Here is a 16,043-nt window from a genome sequence, read left to right as displayed (position 1 = left end):
GGCACCTGTAGAAAGGGGGGAAAAAACCGGCCCAGGGTGTCCCCCATGCCACCCCCCCTGCCAGCCCCCCCGGACTTTCGGGTCCCCCGGCCCGCGGCTGCTCCTGATCGCCCTCGGCGCCGTCCTCCTGGCGGCCGGCGTCATCTGGGCGCTCTACGGCTCCAGCTGGTTCCGGGTCGAGAAGGTGAGCACCTCCGGCACGCGGGTGCTCACCCGGGACGAGGTCGAGCGGATCGCCGCCGTACCCCTCGGCGCGCCGCTGGTCTCGGTCGACACCGAGGTCATCGAGGCCCGGCTGCGCGAGGAACTTCCCCGTATCGACAGCGTGGACGTCGTCCGGTCATGGCCGCACGGAATCGGTCTGAAAGTGACGGAACGCCGACCGGTCCTGCTGCTCCAGAACGGCCGGAAATACGATGAAGTGGACGCGGAAGGCGTGCGGTTCGCCACCGTCTCCACCCCGCCCCGCGGCGTCCCCCGGCTGGTCCTCGACGCCGCCGCCTCCCCGAGCCTGCGCCGCTTCGGCACCGAGCGGCTGCTGAAGGCCGCGGTAGGCGTGACGGGCGAACTCCCGGAGAAAATCGCCCAGGACGTCCGTGTCGTCCGGATCACGTCGTTCGACTCCATCACTCTGGAGCTCGGCAAGGGCCGCAGCGTCTTCTGGGGCAGCGGCGAGGACGGTCCCGTGAAGGCCCGCGTTCTCACCGCGCTGATGAAAGCGACTCCCAAAGCGGGGCACTTCGATGTAAGTGCCCCCACCGCGCCCGCCTCGTCGGGAAGTTGACGCTCATCTGTGCTGGCCAGCACCCTGGTTGGCCAGCGCTACGGGTGATCACATAGGGTGAAAAGAAAAACGGGAGGTTCGGCGTGTTCGTTGAACGTGCGCCACTTGTCGACTTAGTGTCCTGTTCGGAAGAGTCCAGCGAACAGAGACACTGGTAACCCTAAACTTCAACGTTAGGGTTTGGGTCGGCGTCATGGACCGTCCCAATCGGCATCCGTCGTCAGCAACGCGCCTAACCACCGCGGAGCGGCGACACGTAACTCGAGGCGAGAGGCCTTCGACGTGGCAGCACCGCAGAACTACCTCGCAGTCATCAAGGTCATCGGTGTCGGCGGCGGTGGTGTCAATGCCATCAACCGAATGATCGAGGTCGGTCTCAAGGGCGTCGAGTTCATCGCCATCAACACCGACGCGCAGGCGCTGTTGATGAGCGACGCCGACGTCAAGCTCGACGTCGGCCGTGAACTCACCCGCGGCCTCGGGGCCGGGGCCAACCCGGCCGTCGGCCGCAAGGCGGCAGAGGACCACCGCGAGGAGATCGAGGAGGTCCTCAAGGGGGCCGACATGGTCTTCGTGACCGCCGGCGAAGGCGGCGGCACCGGCACCGGCGGCGCGCCCGTCGTCGCCAACATCGCGCGCTCGCTCGGCGCCCTCACCATCGGCGTGGTCACCCGCCCCTTCACCTTCGAGGGCCGCCGCCGCGCCAACCAGGCGGAGGACGGCATCGCCGAGCTCCGCGAAGAGGTCGACACCCTCATCGTCATCCCGAACGACCGGCTGCTCTCGATCTCGGACCGCCAGGTCTCCGTGCTCGACGCCTTCAAGTCGGCCGACCAGGTGCTCCTCAGCGGTGTCCAGGGCATCACGGACCTCATCACCACCCCGGGTCTCATCAACCTCGACTTCGCCGACGTCAAGTCGGTCATGTCCGAGGCCGGTTCCGCGCTCATGGGCATCGGCTCCGCCCGCGGCGACGACCGCGCCGTGGCCGCCGCCGAGATGGCGATCTCCTCGCCGCTCCTGGAGGCGTCCATCGACGGCGCCCGCGGCGTGCTGCTGTCCATCTCCGGCGGCAGCGACCTCGGTCTCTTCGAGATCAACGAGGCAGCCCAGCTGGTGAGCGAGGCCGCCCACCCCGAGGCGAACATCATCTTCGGCGCCGTCATCGACGACGCCCTCGGCGACGAGGTCCGGGTCACCGTCATCGCCGCCGGCTTCGACGGCGGCCAGCCGCCGGCCCGCCGCGACAACATCATCGGCTCGGTCTCCGCCAAGCGCGAGGAGCCCGCCCCGGCGCCCCGCGCCACCGAGCCCCCCCGCCCGCTCGGCGGACTGGGCACGGTGGCCCCGCGCGAGGAGCCGGCCGCCCCCGCCGAGCCCGCGCCGGCCGTCGGCGAGACCTCGCTGCCGCCCGTCGCGCCGCCGGTGGTCCCGCCGGCCCGCCCGTACCCGGACACCCAGGCCGAAGAGCTGGATGTCCCGGACTTCCTGAAGTGACGCCTTGATAGGGCAGCGTGACGAGAAGAGCGGCGCGCACTTCGCCTTCACCGACCGGTGGGGCGGAGTGAGCGCCGTTCCGTACGAGGAGCTCAACCTCGGCGGCGCGGTGGGCGACGAGCCGACGGCCGTACGGGCCAACCGGAAGCTGGCGGCGGAGGAGCTCGGGCTCGACCCGGCGCGGGTCGTCTGGATGAACCAGGTGCACGGCGCCGACGTCGCCGTGGTCGAGGGCCCCTGGAGCGGCGGGTCCGCCGACGCGGTCCCCTCGGTCGACGCGATCGTGACCGCCACCCGTGGCCTCGCCCTCGCCGTCCTCACCGCGGACTGCGTCCCGGTCCTGCTCGCCGATCCCGTCGCCGGGGTCGCGGCCGCCGCCCACGCCGGCCGGCCCGGAATGGTGGCCGGCGTCGTGCCCGCCGCCGTGAAGGCGATGACCGAGCTCGGCGCCGACGCCTCCCGCATCACCGCCCGCACCGGACCCTCGGTCTGCGGACGCTGCTACGAGGTGCCCGAGGCGATGCGCGCCGAGGTGGCCGCGGTCGAACCGGCCGCCCACGCCGAGACGAGCTGGGGCACCCCGGCCGTCGACGTGGCCGCCGGAGTGCGCGCCCAGTTGGAGCGTCTCGGCGTCCGGGACGTCGAGGACGCCGGGGTCTGCACCCTGGAGTCCCGCGACCACTACTCGTACCGCCGCGATCGCACCACAGGGCGACTCGCGGGATATGTCTGGTTGATCTGAGAAGAGATATGACGGACCGCAAGTCGGAACTCGCCGCGAACCTCGCCCAGGTGGAGGAGCGCATCGCCGCCGCGTGCGCCGCCGCCGGGCGGGCGCGGGAGGACGTGACCCTGATCGTGGTCACCAAGACCTATCCCGCGAGCGACGTCAGACTCCTGCACGAACTCGGGGTGCGGCACGTCGCCGAGAACCGGGACCAGGACGCGGCCCCGAAGGCCGCCGCCTGCGCGGACCTCGACCTGACCTGGCACTTCGTGGGCCAGTTGCAGACCAACAAGGTCCGTTCCGTGGTGGGTTATGCCGATGTGGTGCAGTCCGTCGACCGTTCGAAGCTCGTCACCTCTCTCTCCGCGGCCGCGGAGAAGGCGGGACGGGAGCTCGGCTGCCTGATCCAGGTCGCCCTCGACGCCGAGTCCGGCCACCGGGGCGAGCGCGGCGGGGTGGGCCCGGACGGGATCGAGGAGTTGGCGGCCGCGGTGGAGGCCGCGCCCGCACTGCGGCTCGACGGCCTGATGACCGTCGCGCCGCTCGCCGGTCCGTACGCGGGCCGGCAACGGGCCGCCTTCGAGCGGCTGATGGATTTGTCGACTGTCCTGCGCGCGACCCGTCCAACTGCGAACATGGTGTCAGCAGGCATGAGTGCGGACCTCGAGGAGGCCGTCGCGGCCGGAGCGACACACGTGCGCATCGGTACGGCGGTACTCGGAGTCCGCCCGAAGCTCGGGTAACGTCGCGAAGCAAGTCGGACCACAGCAGAAAATATGGTCATTCCGCCGAGAAGGCGGACGGACCCGTGGATCGCGGGCACTTGGTGACACTGCGACATTCGGTAAGGGCGATCCACCACAGAGCGGAGGATGCAGAGAATGGCCGGCGCGATGCGCAAGATGGCGGTCTACCTCGGCCTCGTGGAGGACGATGGCTACGACGGCCGGGGATTCGATCCCGACGACGACTTCGAACCCGAGCTGGAGCCCGAGCCCGAGCGGGACCGGCGTCACCACCAGCCTCCGCGCCAGGTGGAGCGCGAGGAGCCGGTGCGGGTGGTCACGCCGCCGGCGCCGCGCGAGCCGGTGGCTCAGTCTGTACCGGTACACGCGGAAAGCGGACGTCCTGCCCGAATTGCCCCCGTGGCATCCATCACACCCGAACGTCCGAGCCTGGAGAAGAACGCACCGGTGATCATGCCCAAGGTCGTGTCCGAGCGGGAGCCGTACCGCATCACCACGCTGCACCCGCGGACCTACAACGAGGCCCGTACCATCGGGGAACACTTCCGTGAGGGCACCCCGGTGATCATGAATCTCACGGAGATGGACGACACCGACGCGAAGCGACTTGTCGACTTTGCTGCCGGACTCGTGTTCGGGCTCCATGGCAGCATTGAGCGCGTGACGCAGAAGGTGTTCCTGTTGTCGCCTGCTAACGTCGATGTCACGGCGGAGGACAAGGCCCGCATCGCAGAGGGCGGATTCTTCAACCAGAGCTGAGAGAACGAGACCGAGAACGGCCCGGCCGCGGAGTGCGGCCGGACGAGTGAGAGCACGAGAGCCAGGGGAGAGGGAACCGCGGGATGGGCGTCGCACTGCAGGTGGTCTACATCGCGCTGATGTGCTTCCTCGTCCTGCTGATCTTCCGGCTGGTCATGGACTACGTCTTCCAGTTCGCCCGGTCATGGCAACCCGGCAAGGCGATGGTGGTGGTCCTGGAGGCCACCTACACTGTGACCGATCCACCGCTCAAGCTCCTGCGGCGGCTCATCCCGCCGCTGCGTCTCGGGGGCGTGGCACTCGACCTGTCCTTCTTCGTTCTGATGATCATCGTCTACATCCTGATCTCCGTCGTGAGCAGCTTCGCGAGGTGAGGGTGGAGGACTCTGTGGACGATACGGTCTTGCCGACTGCCGACGACTACGTAGAGGTGAAGAAGAGATGCCGCTGACCCCCGAGGACGTGCGGAACAAGCAGTTCACGACCGTCCGCCTTCGAGAAGGCTATGACGAGGACGAGGTCGATGCCTTCCTCGACGAGGTCGAAGCCGAACTGACCCGACTGCTCCGCGAGAACGAGGACCTGCGCGCCAAGCTTGCCGCGGCGACCCGTGCCGCCGCGCAGAACCAGCAGCAGGGCATGCGCAAGCCGCCGGAGCCGCAGGATCGTCCCGTCGGTCCCGGCGCCCCCGTGCCCGCCGCCATATCCGGACCGCCGGCTCAGCAGCAGGGTCCCATGCAGGGCCCGCCGCAGCTGCCGTCCGGTGCCCCCGCGCTGCCCGCCGGCCCCATGCAGGGCGGCCCGATGCAGGGTGGTCCGATGGGTCCCGGCCCGATGCAGGGCGGTCCGATGGGTCCCGGCCCGATGCAGGGCGGCCCCATGGGTCACCCGCAGCAGCAGCCGATGCAGCCGGCTCCGCAGGCCCCCGGTGGCGACAGCGCCGCGCGTGTCCTCTCGCTGGCCCAGCAGACCGCGGACCAGGCGATCGCGGAGGCCCGTTCCGAGGCCAACAAGATCGTCGGCGAGGCGCGCTCGCGCGCCGAGGGCCTGGAGCGGGACGCCCGCGCCAAGGCCGACGCCCTGGAGCGGGACGCGCAGGAGAAGCACCGCGTCGCGATGGGCTCCCTGGAGTCCGCCCGTGCCACGCTCGAGCGCAAGGTCGAGGACCTGCGGGGCTTCGAGCGCGAGTACCGGACGCGTCTGAAGTCGTACCTCGAGTCCCAGCTGCGCCAGCTGGAGACCCAGGCCGACGACTCGCTGGCCCCGCCGCGCACCCCGGCGACCGCGTCGCTTCCGCCGTCCCCGTCGATGGCCCCGGCCGGCGCGAGCGCCCCGTCCTACGGCGGCAACAGCCCCATGGGCGGTGCCCCGTCCTACGGCGGCCAGCAGCAGATGTCCCCGGCGATGACCCAGCCGATGGCTCCGGTCCGCCCGCAGGCTCCGCAGCCGATGCAGCAGGCGCCGGCGCCGATGCGCGGCTTCCTGATCGACGAGGACGACAACTGAGGCCGGCGGATCAACGCGTGTTGAACGCGTAGCCGTCGTCGGCAGTCCTGAAGGGCCGGGCCCTGGTGAAGACCAGGGCCCGGCCCTTCGGCGTACCCGGGGCAGGGCTCCGGCCCCCGACGCCGGGCGGTGACCGCTCCCGGCCGCCTGCGCGCCGCGGTGGGGACGGCGAAGGGCCCGGCACCGAAGGTTCGGTGCCGGGCCCCTCGGTCCGCGGTTACGCCTTGCGGAGGCGGAAGGCGAGCGACAGCGACTCGTCCTCGAAGGCCTGGCCGTACGTGGTGTCGGCCTCGCCCTGCGCGTAGTCCGTGGCCAGGACCTCGTCGGCGATCAGGGCCGCGTGGGCCGTGAGGGCCTCCGCGGTCTCCGGCGACGTCGAGGTCCAGCGGAGGGCGATGCGGTCCGCGACGTCCAGGCCGCTGTTCTTGCGGGCCTCCTGGATCAGGCGGATCGCGTCACGGGCCAGACCCGCCTTGCGGAGCTCCGGAGTGATCTCCAGGTCCAGGGCGACCGTGGCGCCCGAGTCCGAGGCCACCGACCAGCCCTCCCTCGGGGTCTCCGTGATGATGATCTCCTCCGGGGTCACGGTGATCTGCTCACCGTTGACCTCCAGCGTCGCCTCACCGCCGCGCAGCGCCAGCGCCAGCGCCGCCGCGTCCGCCGCGGCCACCGCCTTCGCCACGTCCTGGACGCCCTTGCCGAAGCGCTTGCCCAGCGCCCGGAAGTTCGCCTTCGCCGTCGTGTCGACCAGGCTGCCGCCCACCTCCGACAGGGAGGCGAGGGAGGAGACGTTGAGCTCCTCGGTGATCTGCGCCTGGAGGTCCTCCGACAGGTCCGCGAAGCCCGCGGCCGCCACCAGCGCCCGCGAGAGCGGCTGGCGGGTCTTCACGCCCGACTCCGCGCGCGTGGCGCGGCCCAGCTCCACCAGGCGGCGGACCAGGAGCATCTGCTCCGACAGGGCCGGGTTCACCAGGGCGGCGTCCGGCTCCGGCCAGGTCGCCAGGTGGACCGACTCGGGGGCGTCAGGGGTGACCGGGACGATCAGGTCCTGCCAGACCCGCTCCGTGATGAAGGGGGTGAGCGGGGCCATCAGGCGGGTGACCGTCTCCACGACCTCGTGCAGGGTGCGCAGGGCACCCTTGTCGCCCTGCCAGAACCGGCGGCGCGAACGGCGCACGTACCAGTTGGACAGGTCGTCGACGAAGGCCGAGAGGAGCTTGCCGGTGCGCTGGGTGTCGTACGCCTCCATCGCCTCGGTGGCCTCGGCCACCAGCGTGTTCAGCTCGGACAGGAGCCAGCGGTCGAGGACCGTGCGGTCGGCCGGGGCCGGGTCCGCCGCGCTCGGCGCCCAGCCGGACGTACGGGCGTACAGCGCCTGGAAGGCCACCGTGTTCCAGTAGGTCAGCAGGGTCTTGCGGACGACCTCCTGGATCGTGCCGTGGCCCACCCGGCGCGCCGCCCACGGCGAGCCGCCGGCCGCCATGAACCAGCGGACCGCGTCGGCGCCGTGCTGGTCCATCAGCGGGATCGGCTGGAGGATGTTCCCCAGGTGCTTGGACATCTTGCGGCCGTCCTCGGCGAGGATGTGGCCCAGGCAGACCACGTTCTCGTACGAGGACTTGTCGAAGACGAGGGTGCCGACGGCCATCAGCGTGTAGAACCAGCCGCGGGTCTGGTCGATCGCCTCGCTGATGAACTGCGCCGGGTAGCGGCTCTCGAAGAGCTCCTTGTTCTGGTACGGGTAGCCGTACTGCGCGAACGGCATCGAGCCCGAGTCGTACCAGGCGTCGATGACCTCCGGCACGCGCGTCGCGGTCCTGCCGCAGCCCTCCGCGGGGCAGGCGAAGGTGACCTCGTCGATGTACGGGCGGTGCGGGTCGAGGCCCGACTGGTCGGTGCCCGTCAGCTCGGAGAGCTCCGCGCGCGAGCCCACGCACGTCAGGTGGTCGTCCTCGCAGCGCCAGATCGGCAGCGGCGTGCCCCAGTAGCGGTTGCGGGACAGCGCCCAGTCGATGTTGTTGTTCAGCCAGTCGCCGAAGCGGCCGTGCTTGACCGAGTCCGGGAACCAGTTCGTGTTCTCGTTCTCTTCGAGCAGCCGGTCCTTGACCGCGGTCGTGCGGATGTACCAGGACGGCTGCGCGTAGTACAGCAGCGCCGTGTGGCAGCGCCAGCAGTGCGGGTAGCTGTGCTCGTACGCGATGTGCTTGAAGAGCAGGCCGCGCGACTCCAGGTCGGCGGTCAGCGCCTCGTCGGCCTTCTTGAAGAAGACGCCGCCGACCAGCGGCACGTCCTCCTCGAAGGTGCCGTCGGGGCGGACCGGGTTCACGACCGGCAGGCCGTAGGCGCGGCAGACCTTGAGGTCGTCCTCACCGAAGGCGGGGGACTGGTGGACCAGACCCGTACCGTCCTCGGTCGTCACGTACTCGGCGTTGACCACGTAGTGGGCCGTGTCCGGGAACTCGACGAGCTCGAAGGGGCGCTGGTAGGTCCAGCGCTCCATGTCCTTGCCCGTGAAGGACTCGCCGGTGGTCACCCAGCCCTCGCCGAGCGCCTTCTCCAGGAGCGGCTCGGCGACGACCAGCTTCTCGTCGCCGTCCGTGGCGACCACGTAGGTCACCTCGGGGTGGGCGGCGACCGCCGTGTTGGACACCAGGGTCCACGGCGTGGTCGTCCAGACCAGCAGCGCGGCCTTGCCGGCGAGCGGGCCGGAGGTCAGCGGGAAGCGCACGTAGACGGAGGGGTCGACGACCGTCTCGTAGCCCTGCGCGAGCTCGTGGTCGGACAGGCCGGTGCCGCAGCGCGGGCACCACGGCGCGACGCGGTGGTCCTGGACCAGCAGGTCCTTGTCGAAGATCTGCTTGAGCGACCACCAGACCGACTCGATGTACGAGGGGTCCATGGTGCGGTAGGCGTCGTCGAGGTCGACCCAGTAGCCCATGCGCGTGGTCAGCTCGGCGAAGGCGTCGGTGTGGCGGGTCACGGACTCGCGGCACTTGGCGTTGAACTCGGCGATGCCGTACGCCTCGATGTCCTTCTTGCCGGAGAAGCCGAGCTCCTTCTCGACGGCGAGCTCCACGGGCAGGCCGTGGCAGTCCCAGCCGGCCTTGCGGGCGACGTGGTAGCCCCGCATGGTCCGGAAGCGGGGGAAGACGTCCTTGAAGACGCGGGCCTCGATGTGGTGGGCGCCGGGCATGCCGTTGGCGGTCGGCGGGCCCTCGTAGAACACCCACTCCGGGCGTCCCTCGGACTGCTCCAGGGTCTTGGCGAAGACCTTGTTCTCGCGCCAGAAGTCGAGCACGGCGTGCTCGAGCGCGGGCAGGTCTACCTGGGCGGGTACCTGGCGGTACTGCGAAGACATCGATCTTCCTCCGGCGGATGTGCCTCGTTCCGTCCGGAGGGACGAGAGCACTGCTCCCGCGGTACCACCCTCCTTGGCCCCGGGCACGGATGCCCTGAGCCCCCTCATTGGGGTCGCGACGCCGGTTCTACTCGCCACGGACGAATCGACGACCGCGGCTTTCTTCCGGCAGCTCCGGGGTGATGCTTCACATCGGGCTCGCCCCCGGGCTCGCACCGTCCCCGGGTCGCTCATGGCTGCGTACGACGCTACTCGTCCCCATCCAAGCCTTTCGCTCAGGCCAGTGTACGGGCCCTCGGCGTGGTCGGCCGACCGCTTTTCCGGTGACCCGAATGGCCACACGGCCCCGCGCGGACTTCGGCTGCGGCCAAGTGGGGGAGGGGCGGTGCGGATAACCCGCCGGGGAGCTGGGCACAACCGATGCAGACTCGCCCCGCAGGGCGCCGGGGCGGGCGGAACGGGCGGCGTGCCCCGTTGCCGCGGGCCTTGGGCCGATTTATCGTCCCAGCACGATTCGCGAGCAAGATCACAAAATGTGAAGGGGCCGCGACATGGTGGCGAAGAAGACCGCCGCGAGGAAGACGACGGCCACGAGAACCACGGCCGCGAAGGCACCGGCCGCGAAGAAGTCCGCGCCCGCGAAGACGACCGCGCCCGCGAAGAAGGCGGCGAAGGCACCCGCCACGAAGGCATCCGCCAACAACACACCCGCCAAGAAGGCGCCGGGAAAGAAGGCGCCCGCCAGTAAGGCCCCTGCCGGTAAGGCCCCCGCCACGAAGACCCCCACCGAGAAGACCCCCACCGAGAAGACCCCCACCAAGAAGACGCCCGCCAAGAAGGCACCGGCGAAGAAGGCGACCGCCCGGAAGGCGACGCCCGCGCCCGCCGCCGATCCGGCGGACACGGCGGCCCTCACCGCGGCGGCCCCGGGAACGAAGACCACCACCACGAAGGCCACCGCCACGAAGACCACCTCCAAGACCACCTCCAAGACCACCGCGAAGAAGACGGCAGGGAAGACGACGACCGCCACGAAGACGCCCGCCACGAAGACGCCCGCGACGAAGACCGCCGCCACCGGGACGGCCGCCGAGAAGACGGCTGCCGGGCAGACGGCGGAGAAGAAGACGGCCGCCACGAAGGCGGCCACCAGGAAGGCCGCCGGGAAGACGGCGGCGCCCCCAGAGACGGCGGCCCCGGCCGGTGAGGCCGCCCCGAAGAACCGGAAGACAGGAGCCAGGACGGTGGCAGCGAAGAAGACCGCGGTTGGCGTCACGACGGCCGGGAGCGAGGCCGCGGTGCCCCCGGCCCGTAGCGGTGAGCTCGCCGTACGGCCCGGTGAGGACCCCTGGACCCCTGAGGAGGTCACCGAGGCCCGCAGCGAGCTCCAGTCGGAGGTGCTGCGGCTGCGCAGCGAGCTGGCCCACTCGCAGGAGGAGCTGACCGGTCTGATGCGCGACTCCGGCGACGGCGCCGGCGACGACCAGGCCGACACCGGCACCAAGAACATCACGCGGGAGCACGAGCTCGCCCTGGCGGCCAACGCCCGCGAGATGCTGGAGCAGACCGAGCACGCCCTGGAGCGGCTCGACGCGGGCACGTACGGCCTGTGCGAGGTCTGCGGGAAGCCCATCGGCAAGGCCAGGATGCAGGCCTTCCCGCGCGCCACCCTCTGCGTGGAGGACAAGCAGAAGCAGGAGCGTCGGGGCTGACGCCGCCGGACGGGTGTGACGTACCCTCGGTGCACAGCAGGCACCTAGGTTGAGGGACTCACGTGGCAGAGGCGGAGAGCGTCATCGGTACGCCGGATTCAGCAGGAGCCGACGAGTCGGCCGCTCCCGAGGAGCGGCCGCAGCCGAAGGGGAAGCGGAAGATCGCGGCGCTGTTCGTGGTCGCCGCGCTCGCCTACCTCCTCGACCTCGGCAGCAAGATGCTCGTGGTGGCGAAGCTGGAGGGGCACGAGCCGATCAAGGTGATCGGTGACCTGCTGCGCTTCGAGGCCGTCCGCAACCCCGGCGCCGCCTTCGGCATGGGCGAGGCCTTCACGATCATCTTCACGTGCATCGCGGCCGTGGTCATCGTGGTGATCATCCGGCTGGCCCGCAAGCTCTACAGCCTGCCCTGGGCGATCGCGCTCGGCCTGCTGCTCGGCGGCGCGCTGGGCAACCTGACCGACCGGATCTTCCGCTCGCCCGGCGTCTTCGAGGGCGCGGTCGTGGACTTCATCGCGCCGGCCCACTTCGCGGTGTTCAACCTGGCCGACTCGGCGATCGTGTGCGGAGGCATCCTGATCGTCCTGCTGTCGTTCCGGGGCCTGGACCCCGACGGCACCGTCCACAAGGACTGACGGCACCACCGTCCGCGGGGGCCCGGCGGTGCGGACGGGGCACTCGCCGCACAAGGCATACTCGTACGGGTGAGCACGAGTCCCGAGATCCGCACGCTGCCCGTTCCCGACGGCCTGGAGGGCGAGCGCGTCGACGCCGCCATCGCCCGCATGTTCGGGTTCTCCCGTACGAAGGCGGCCGAGCTGGCCGCCGCAGGCAAGGTCCAGGTCGACGGTGCCGTCGTCGGCAAGTCCGAGCGGGTCAGCGGCGGCGCGTGGCTCGAGGTCGAGATGCCCGGCGCGCCCGCCCCGGTGCAGGTCGTGGCCGAGCCCGTGGAGGGCATGGAGATCGTCCACGACGACGACGACATCGTCGTGATCATGAAGCCGGTGGGTGTGGCCGCCCACCCCAGCCCCGGCTGGAGCGGCACCACCGTGATCGGCGGCCTGGCCGCCGCCGGCTACCGGATCTCCACCTCCGGCGCCGCCGAGCGCCAGGGCATCGTGCACCGCCTGGACGTCGGCACCTCCGGCCTCATGGTGGTGGCGAAGTCGGAGTACGCGTACACGTCGCTGAAGCGCCAGTTCAAGGAGCGCACGGTCGACAAGCGCTACCACGCCCTGGTGCAGGGCCACCCGGACCCGCTGAGCGGCACCATCGACGCGCCGATCGGCCGGCACCCGAACCACGACTACAAGTGGGCCGTGACCGCCGACGGCAAGCCGTCCGTGACCCACTACGACCTGATCGAGGCCTACCGCGCGGCCTCGCTGCTCGACATCAAGCTGGAGACGGGCCGCACCCACCAGATCCGGGTGCACATGTCCGCCCACCGCCACCCGTGCGTCGGCGACCTCACCTACGGTGCCGACCCGACCATGGCCAAGCGCCTCGGTCTGACCCGCCAGTGGCTGCACGCCGTGCGCCTCGGCTTCGAGCACCCCGGGGACGGGCGGTGGGTCGAGTTCGCGAGCACCTACCCGGCGGACCTGCAGACCGCCCTGGACCGGATCGCCGCGGAGAGCCGGTGACCGCGCCGGAGCGTGAGCCGGTGAGCGCCCCGGAGCGCTTGTCGTACGACGTCCGGGAGGCCGTGGGCCAGGACGACCGCGACGCCTGCTTCGCGGTCCGCCGCGAGGTCTTCGTCGTGGAGCAGGGCGTGCCCCGGGAGCTCGAGTACGACGCGTACGACGAGACCGCCGTGCACCTGCTCGCGGTCCGCGCGGACGGTGTGCCGCTGGGCACCGGGCGGCTGCTCCTGGGAGCGGACGCGGTCGACAAGACCGGCGCCGACGCGTCGGTGGGCTCGCTCGGGCGGCTCGCGGTGGCCGGGGCCGCCCGTGGTCTCGGGGTCGGCGCGGCGCTGGTGCGCGGCATCGAGGAGGCGGCGCGCGAGCGCGGGCTGACCGCCGTCGACCTGCACGCGCAGACGCACGCCCTGGGCTTCTACGAGCGGCTGGGATACGTGGCGTACGGCCCCGAGTTCCCGGACGCGGGGATGCCGCACCGGGCGATGCGGCGCGCGCTGTAGCCGGCGGAGTCCCTCCGCTCTCGCGGGCATGAAGGAGGGCCTGCGGGGAACAGGCCCTGAGGGATGCCACGGGGAAGGGGGTCGCCGCCCCCGGCCCGGTGATCGTGGAGGTGGCTACTTCCAGGTGTGGCAGCCGTGCGGACGCTCGTCCGCGGGTCCGGTGCACTGACCGCTCTGGCCGGCACCGTTTCCGCCGTTGGTCGGCGGGTGCGGGGTCGCCAGCGCGGCCGAGCCGGCGCCGAGAACGCCGGTGATGGCCAGTACGAGAGCGGCCGTGCCGCGCCCGATGCGCTTCATCTGCATGACATCCTCCTGACGAGTTGGCGGAATGTCCCTTTCATGCTATGTCTCTCCGGTTCGCCGGGCAGGGTGAGAAGGTGATCACCGACCTGCCCCGAGGCCGAAAGGGACACCGTGGACCAGCTCGCCCTGCTGTTCCTGCTGCTGCTCGGCGCCGTGCTCACCGTCCCCCTCGGGGAACGGCTCGGGCTGCCCGCACCCGTCCTGATGACCCTCATCGGGATCGTGCTGGCCTTCCTGCCCTTCGTGCCGAACGTCGACATCCCGCCCGAGCTCATCCTTCCGCTGGTCCTGCCGCCGCTGCTCTACGCGTCGGTGCAGCGCACCTCCTGGCGGCAGTTCGCGGCCAACAGGCGGCCGATCTTCCTGCTCGCGGTGGCCCTGGTGTTCGTCACGACGGCCGCCGTCGGCGCCGTCGCGGACGCTCTGGTGCCCGGGATCCCGCTGGCCGCCGCGCTGGCGCTCGGAGCGCTGGTCGCGCCGCCCGACCCGGTCGCGGCGACCGCGGTGGCCGGGTCGCTCGGGCTGCCCCGGCGGCTCGTGTCGATCCTGGAGGGCGAGGGCCTCTTCAACGACGTCACCGCGATCGTGCTCTACCACGTGGCGATCACCGCGGTGGTCAGCGGGCGCTTCTCGTGGCCCGAGGCACTGGGGGAGCTCGTCCTGTCGGCGGTCGTCGCGGTCGCCGTCGGGCTCGCCCTCGGCTGGGTCGCCAACAGGCTGATGGGCTTCCTCGGCGACGCCACGCTGCAGACCGGGCTCACCCTCCTCGTACCGTTCGTCTCCTACATCCTGGCCGAGGAGCTGCACGGCTCCGGCGTGCTCGCGGTGCTCGTCACGGCGCTCTTCCTGGCCGAGCACGCGGTCGACGCCGACGACGTCATGGGGCGGCTGGCCGGCCAGACCTTCTGGGAGGTCGTCGACACCCTGGTCACCGGCATCGCCTTCGGCCTGATCGGCCTGGAGCTCGTGCATGTCTTCGGGGTGGCCGAGGGGCGCGGCGCGCAGATGCTGGGCTGGGGCCTGGCCGTGGTCGGGGTGGTGGTCGGGGTGCGGCTGCTGTGGCTGCTGCCGGCCACCTGGCTGGCGCAGCGGATGCACGACCGCCGGGACGTCGCCGAGGAGATCCCGGTGAGCTGGCGGGAGACCGTCGTCATGTGGTGGTCCGGGATGCGCGGGGTGGCCTCCGTGGCGCTCGCCCTCGCCATCCCGCTCCGTACGGACGACGGCTCGCCCTTCCCGGGCCGGGACGAGCTGGTCTTCATCGCCTTCTGTGTGATCATCGCGACCCTGGTGGTGCAGGGCCTCACGCTGCCCTGGCTGGTGCGCAGGCTCGGGGTGCAGGCGGACACGGACGCCGAGCGGGCCTTCGAGCGGGAGCTGGCGATCCGGGCGGCGAAGGCGGCCCGGCACCGGCTGAAGGAGATCGAGGAGCTGGAGGAGCTGCCCGAGGACGTGGCCGAGCGGCTGCAGCGCGGGGCCTACGACATCGGGGCGCGGATCAGCCCGCACATGGTGGACGAGGAACGGCGGGCCGCGTTCGCGCAGCGCGTACAGCGGCTGCGGTCGGTGCAGCGGATCCAGAAGGAGATGATGTCGGCGGCCCGCCACGCGGTGCTGTCGGCGCGCAGCGAACCGGGAGCCGACCCGGAGGTGGTGGACCGCGTGCTGCGGCAGCTGGACGTGCGCAGCATGCGCTGAGCCGGGGCGGCGGGCCGCGGGTGGCAGGATGGGCGCATGGACATCATGCTCTTCCACTCCGTCTACGGACTGACCCCTTCCGTCGAGGCCGCCGCCGAGCGCCTGCGCGCCGCCGGGCACCAGGTGTGGACGCCCGACCTCTTCGGCGGCCGGACGGTGGGGACCGTGGAGGAGGGCATGGAGCTCAGGGACGGGATCGGGAAGGACGAGCTGCTGAAGCGGGCCGTTCTCGCGACGGCGCCCTACTCGGAGCGGGGCCTGGTCTACATGGGCCTGTCCTTCGGCGCCTCCGTGGCGCAGACGCTGGCGCTCGGCGACGAGAAGGCGCGCGGGCTGCTGCTGCTCCACGGGACCTCGGACATCGCCGAGTCGGCCTCGGTGGACGAGCTGCCGGTGCAGCTGCACGTGGCCGAGCCGGATCCGTTCGAGACGGACGACTGGCTGTCGGCCTGGTACCTGCAGATGCGCAGGGCGGGCGCGGACGTCGAGGTCTACCGCTACCGCGGCGCCGGTCACCTGTACACCGACCCGGAGCTGCCGGACTACGACGCGGAGGCGGCGGAGCGCACCTGGGCGGTGGCGCTGTCCTTCCTGGACAGCCTGTAGGTCCTAGGGCTGTAGGTCTGTAGGGCTGTAGCTCTGCAGGTCTGTAGGGCTGTAGCTCTGCAGGACCGTACGGCGGGAAAAGGGGCGTGGGGGGAGGGGGGGGGGGTTGCTCGGGGGGGGGCGTGGGGGTTTCCCTGTTTTTTTGTCGGCGATGCGAGTTGCCAAATGTGTGCCCTTTTTTGTCCCTACTCGTTCGGGAGA

Annotated in this window: 16 protein-coding genes; 13 read left to right on the top strand and 3 right to left on the bottom strand. The window is 71.2% G+C overall.

The window, feature by feature from the left end:
• The 7 genes from ACFWJO_RS14175 to ACFWJO_RS14145 form a co-directional block, all read left to right on the top strand.
• Positions 1–784: cell division protein FtsQ/DivIB (locus ACFWJO_RS14175; RefSeq protein WP_386864983.1), on the top strand; the 784-nt coding region annotated here is incomplete at its 5' end.
• 282 nt (positions 785–1,066) lie between these two features.
• A complete protein-coding gene (ftsZ, locus tag ACFWJO_RS14170; protein ID WP_386864982.1) occupies positions 1,067–2,281 on the top strand; it encodes a cell division protein FtsZ in 1,215 nt (404 codons plus the stop codon).
• A 4-nt stretch (positions 2,282–2,285) separates the two neighbouring features.
• Positions 2,286–3,023, top strand: coding sequence for a peptidoglycan editing factor PgeF (gene pgeF, locus ACFWJO_RS14165; RefSeq protein WP_386864981.1), 738 nt, complete (start codon positions 2,286–2,288; stop codon positions 3,021–3,023).
• 8 nt (positions 3,024–3,031) lie between these two features.
• Positions 3,032–3,751 carry a YggS family pyridoxal phosphate-dependent enzyme gene (locus ACFWJO_RS14160; protein ID WP_384422069.1) on the top strand — a complete coding sequence of 240 codons (720 nt, stop codon included), beginning with the start codon at positions 3,032–3,034 and terminating at the stop codon, positions 3,749–3,751.
• A gap of 138 nt (positions 3,752–3,889) precedes the next feature.
• Complete coding sequence (locus ACFWJO_RS14155; RefSeq protein ID WP_128982254.1) at positions 3,890–4,513, top strand: cell division protein SepF; 624 nt, start codon at positions 3,890–3,892, stop codon at positions 4,511–4,513.
• Between the two features lie 83 nt (positions 4,514–4,596).
• Positions 4,597–4,887 (top strand): YggT family protein, encoded by a 291-nt coding sequence (locus ACFWJO_RS14150; RefSeq protein WP_361164094.1) that lies wholly within the window; start codon positions 4,597–4,599, stop codon positions 4,885–4,887.
• 67 nt (positions 4,888–4,954) lie between these two features.
• Positions 4,955–6,019 (top strand): DivIVA domain-containing protein, encoded by a 1,065-nt coding sequence (locus ACFWJO_RS14145; RefSeq protein ID WP_386864980.1) that lies wholly within the window; start codon positions 4,955–4,957, stop codon positions 6,017–6,019.
• Positions 6,020–6,236: 217 nt separating this feature from the next.
• Here ACFWJO_RS14145 and ileS read toward each other — a convergent pair whose 3' ends face one another.
• Together ileS and ACFWJO_RS14135 are read right to left on the bottom strand one after the other, a co-directional pair.
• Positions 6,237–9,377, bottom strand: a complete 3,141-nt coding sequence (ileS, locus tag ACFWJO_RS14140; RefSeq protein WP_386864979.1) for an isoleucine--tRNA ligase — start codon at positions 9,375–9,377, stop codon at positions 6,237–6,239.
• Positions 9,378–9,903: 526 nt separating this feature from the next.
• A complete protein-coding gene (locus ACFWJO_RS14135) occupies positions 9,904–10,515 on the bottom strand; it encodes a hypothetical protein (RefSeq protein WP_386864978.1) in 612 nt (203 codons plus the stop codon).
• Between the two features lie 106 nt (positions 10,516–10,621).
• Between ACFWJO_RS14135 and ACFWJO_RS14130 the strand changes: the two genes are divergently transcribed.
• From ACFWJO_RS14130 to ACFWJO_RS14115, 4 genes are all read left to right on the top strand, one after another.
• Positions 10,622–11,089 carry a TraR/DksA family transcriptional regulator gene (locus tag ACFWJO_RS14130; protein ID WP_386864977.1) on the top strand — a complete coding sequence of 156 codons (468 nt, stop codon included), beginning with the start codon at positions 10,622–10,624 and terminating at the stop codon, positions 11,087–11,089.
• Between the two features lie 62 nt (positions 11,090–11,151).
• The gene (gene lspA, locus ACFWJO_RS14125; protein ID WP_386864976.1) at positions 11,152–11,724 is read left to right on the top strand and encodes a signal peptidase II; all 573 of its coding nucleotides are present in this window, start codon (positions 11,152–11,154) and stop codon (positions 11,722–11,724) included.
• A gap of 69 nt (positions 11,725–11,793) precedes the next feature.
• A complete protein-coding gene (locus tag ACFWJO_RS14120; protein WP_384423000.1) occupies positions 11,794–12,735 on the top strand; it encodes an RluA family pseudouridine synthase in 942 nt (313 codons plus the stop codon).
• Between the two features lie 38 nt (positions 12,736–12,773).
• Positions 12,774–13,235: a GNAT family N-acetyltransferase gene (locus ACFWJO_RS14115; protein ID WP_386865072.1), complete on the top strand. Its 462-nt coding sequence runs from the start codon at positions 12,774–12,776 to the stop codon at positions 13,233–13,235.
• A 114-nt stretch (positions 13,236–13,349) separates the two neighbouring features.
• Here the strand turns inward: ACFWJO_RS14115 and ACFWJO_RS14110 are convergent, their stop codons facing one another.
• Entirely contained in the window at positions 13,350–13,538 is a 189-nt protein-coding gene (locus tag ACFWJO_RS14110) for a hypothetical protein (protein ID WP_386864975.1), read from the bottom strand.
• Positions 13,539–13,649: 111 nt separating this feature from the next.
• Here ACFWJO_RS14110 and ACFWJO_RS14105 point away from each other — a divergent pair, with 111 nt between their 5' ends.
• Entirely contained in the window at positions 13,650–15,236 is a 1,587-nt protein-coding gene (locus ACFWJO_RS14105) for a Na+/H+ antiporter (RefSeq protein ID WP_386864974.1), read from the top strand.
• A gap of 36 nt (positions 15,237–15,272) precedes the next feature.
• Positions 15,273–15,842 (top strand): dienelactone hydrolase family protein, encoded by a 570-nt coding sequence (locus ACFWJO_RS14100; RefSeq protein ID WP_386864973.1) that lies wholly within the window; start codon positions 15,273–15,275, stop codon positions 15,840–15,842.
• Positions 15,843–16,043 lie beyond the last annotated feature (201 nt).

Source organism: Streptomyces sp. NPDC127092 (assembly GCF_042722475.1).
Lineage (GTDB): Bacteria > Actinomycetota > Actinomycetes > Streptomycetales > Streptomycetaceae > Streptomyces.
The sequence above is the reverse complement of the archived record's forward strand: the minus strand, read 5'-3'. Positions and strand labels throughout refer to the sequence as shown.

What these genes read in the sequence shown, in the direction of transcription:
- ACFWJO_RS14160 (WP_384422069.1), top strand. Translation starts at nt 3,032, where the DNA reads ATGACGGACCGCAAGTCGGAACTCGCCGCGAACCTCGCCCAGGTGGAG.
- ACFWJO_RS14155 (WP_128982254.1), top strand. Translation starts at nt 3,890, where the DNA reads ATGGCCGGCGCGATGCGCAAGATGGCGGTCTACCTCGGCCTCGTGGAG.
- ACFWJO_RS14150 (WP_361164094.1), top strand. Translation starts at nt 4,597, where the DNA reads ATGGGCGTCGCACTGCAGGTGGTCTACATCGCGCTGATGTGCTTCCTC.
- ACFWJO_RS14145 (WP_386864980.1), top strand. Translation starts at nt 4,955, where the DNA reads ATGCCGCTGACCCCCGAGGACGTGCGGAACAAGCAGTTCACGACCGTC.
- ileS (WP_386864979.1), bottom strand. Translation starts at nt 9,377, where the DNA reads ATGTCTTCGCAGTACCGCCAGGTACCCGCCCAGGTAGACCTGCCCGCG.
- ACFWJO_RS14110 (WP_386864975.1), bottom strand. Translation starts at nt 13,538, where the DNA reads ATGCAGATGAAGCGCATCGGGCGCGGCACGGCCGCTCTCGTACTGGCC.
- ACFWJO_RS14100 (WP_386864973.1), top strand. Translation starts at nt 15,273, where the DNA reads ATGGACATCATGCTCTTCCACTCCGTCTACGGACTGACCCCTTCCGTC.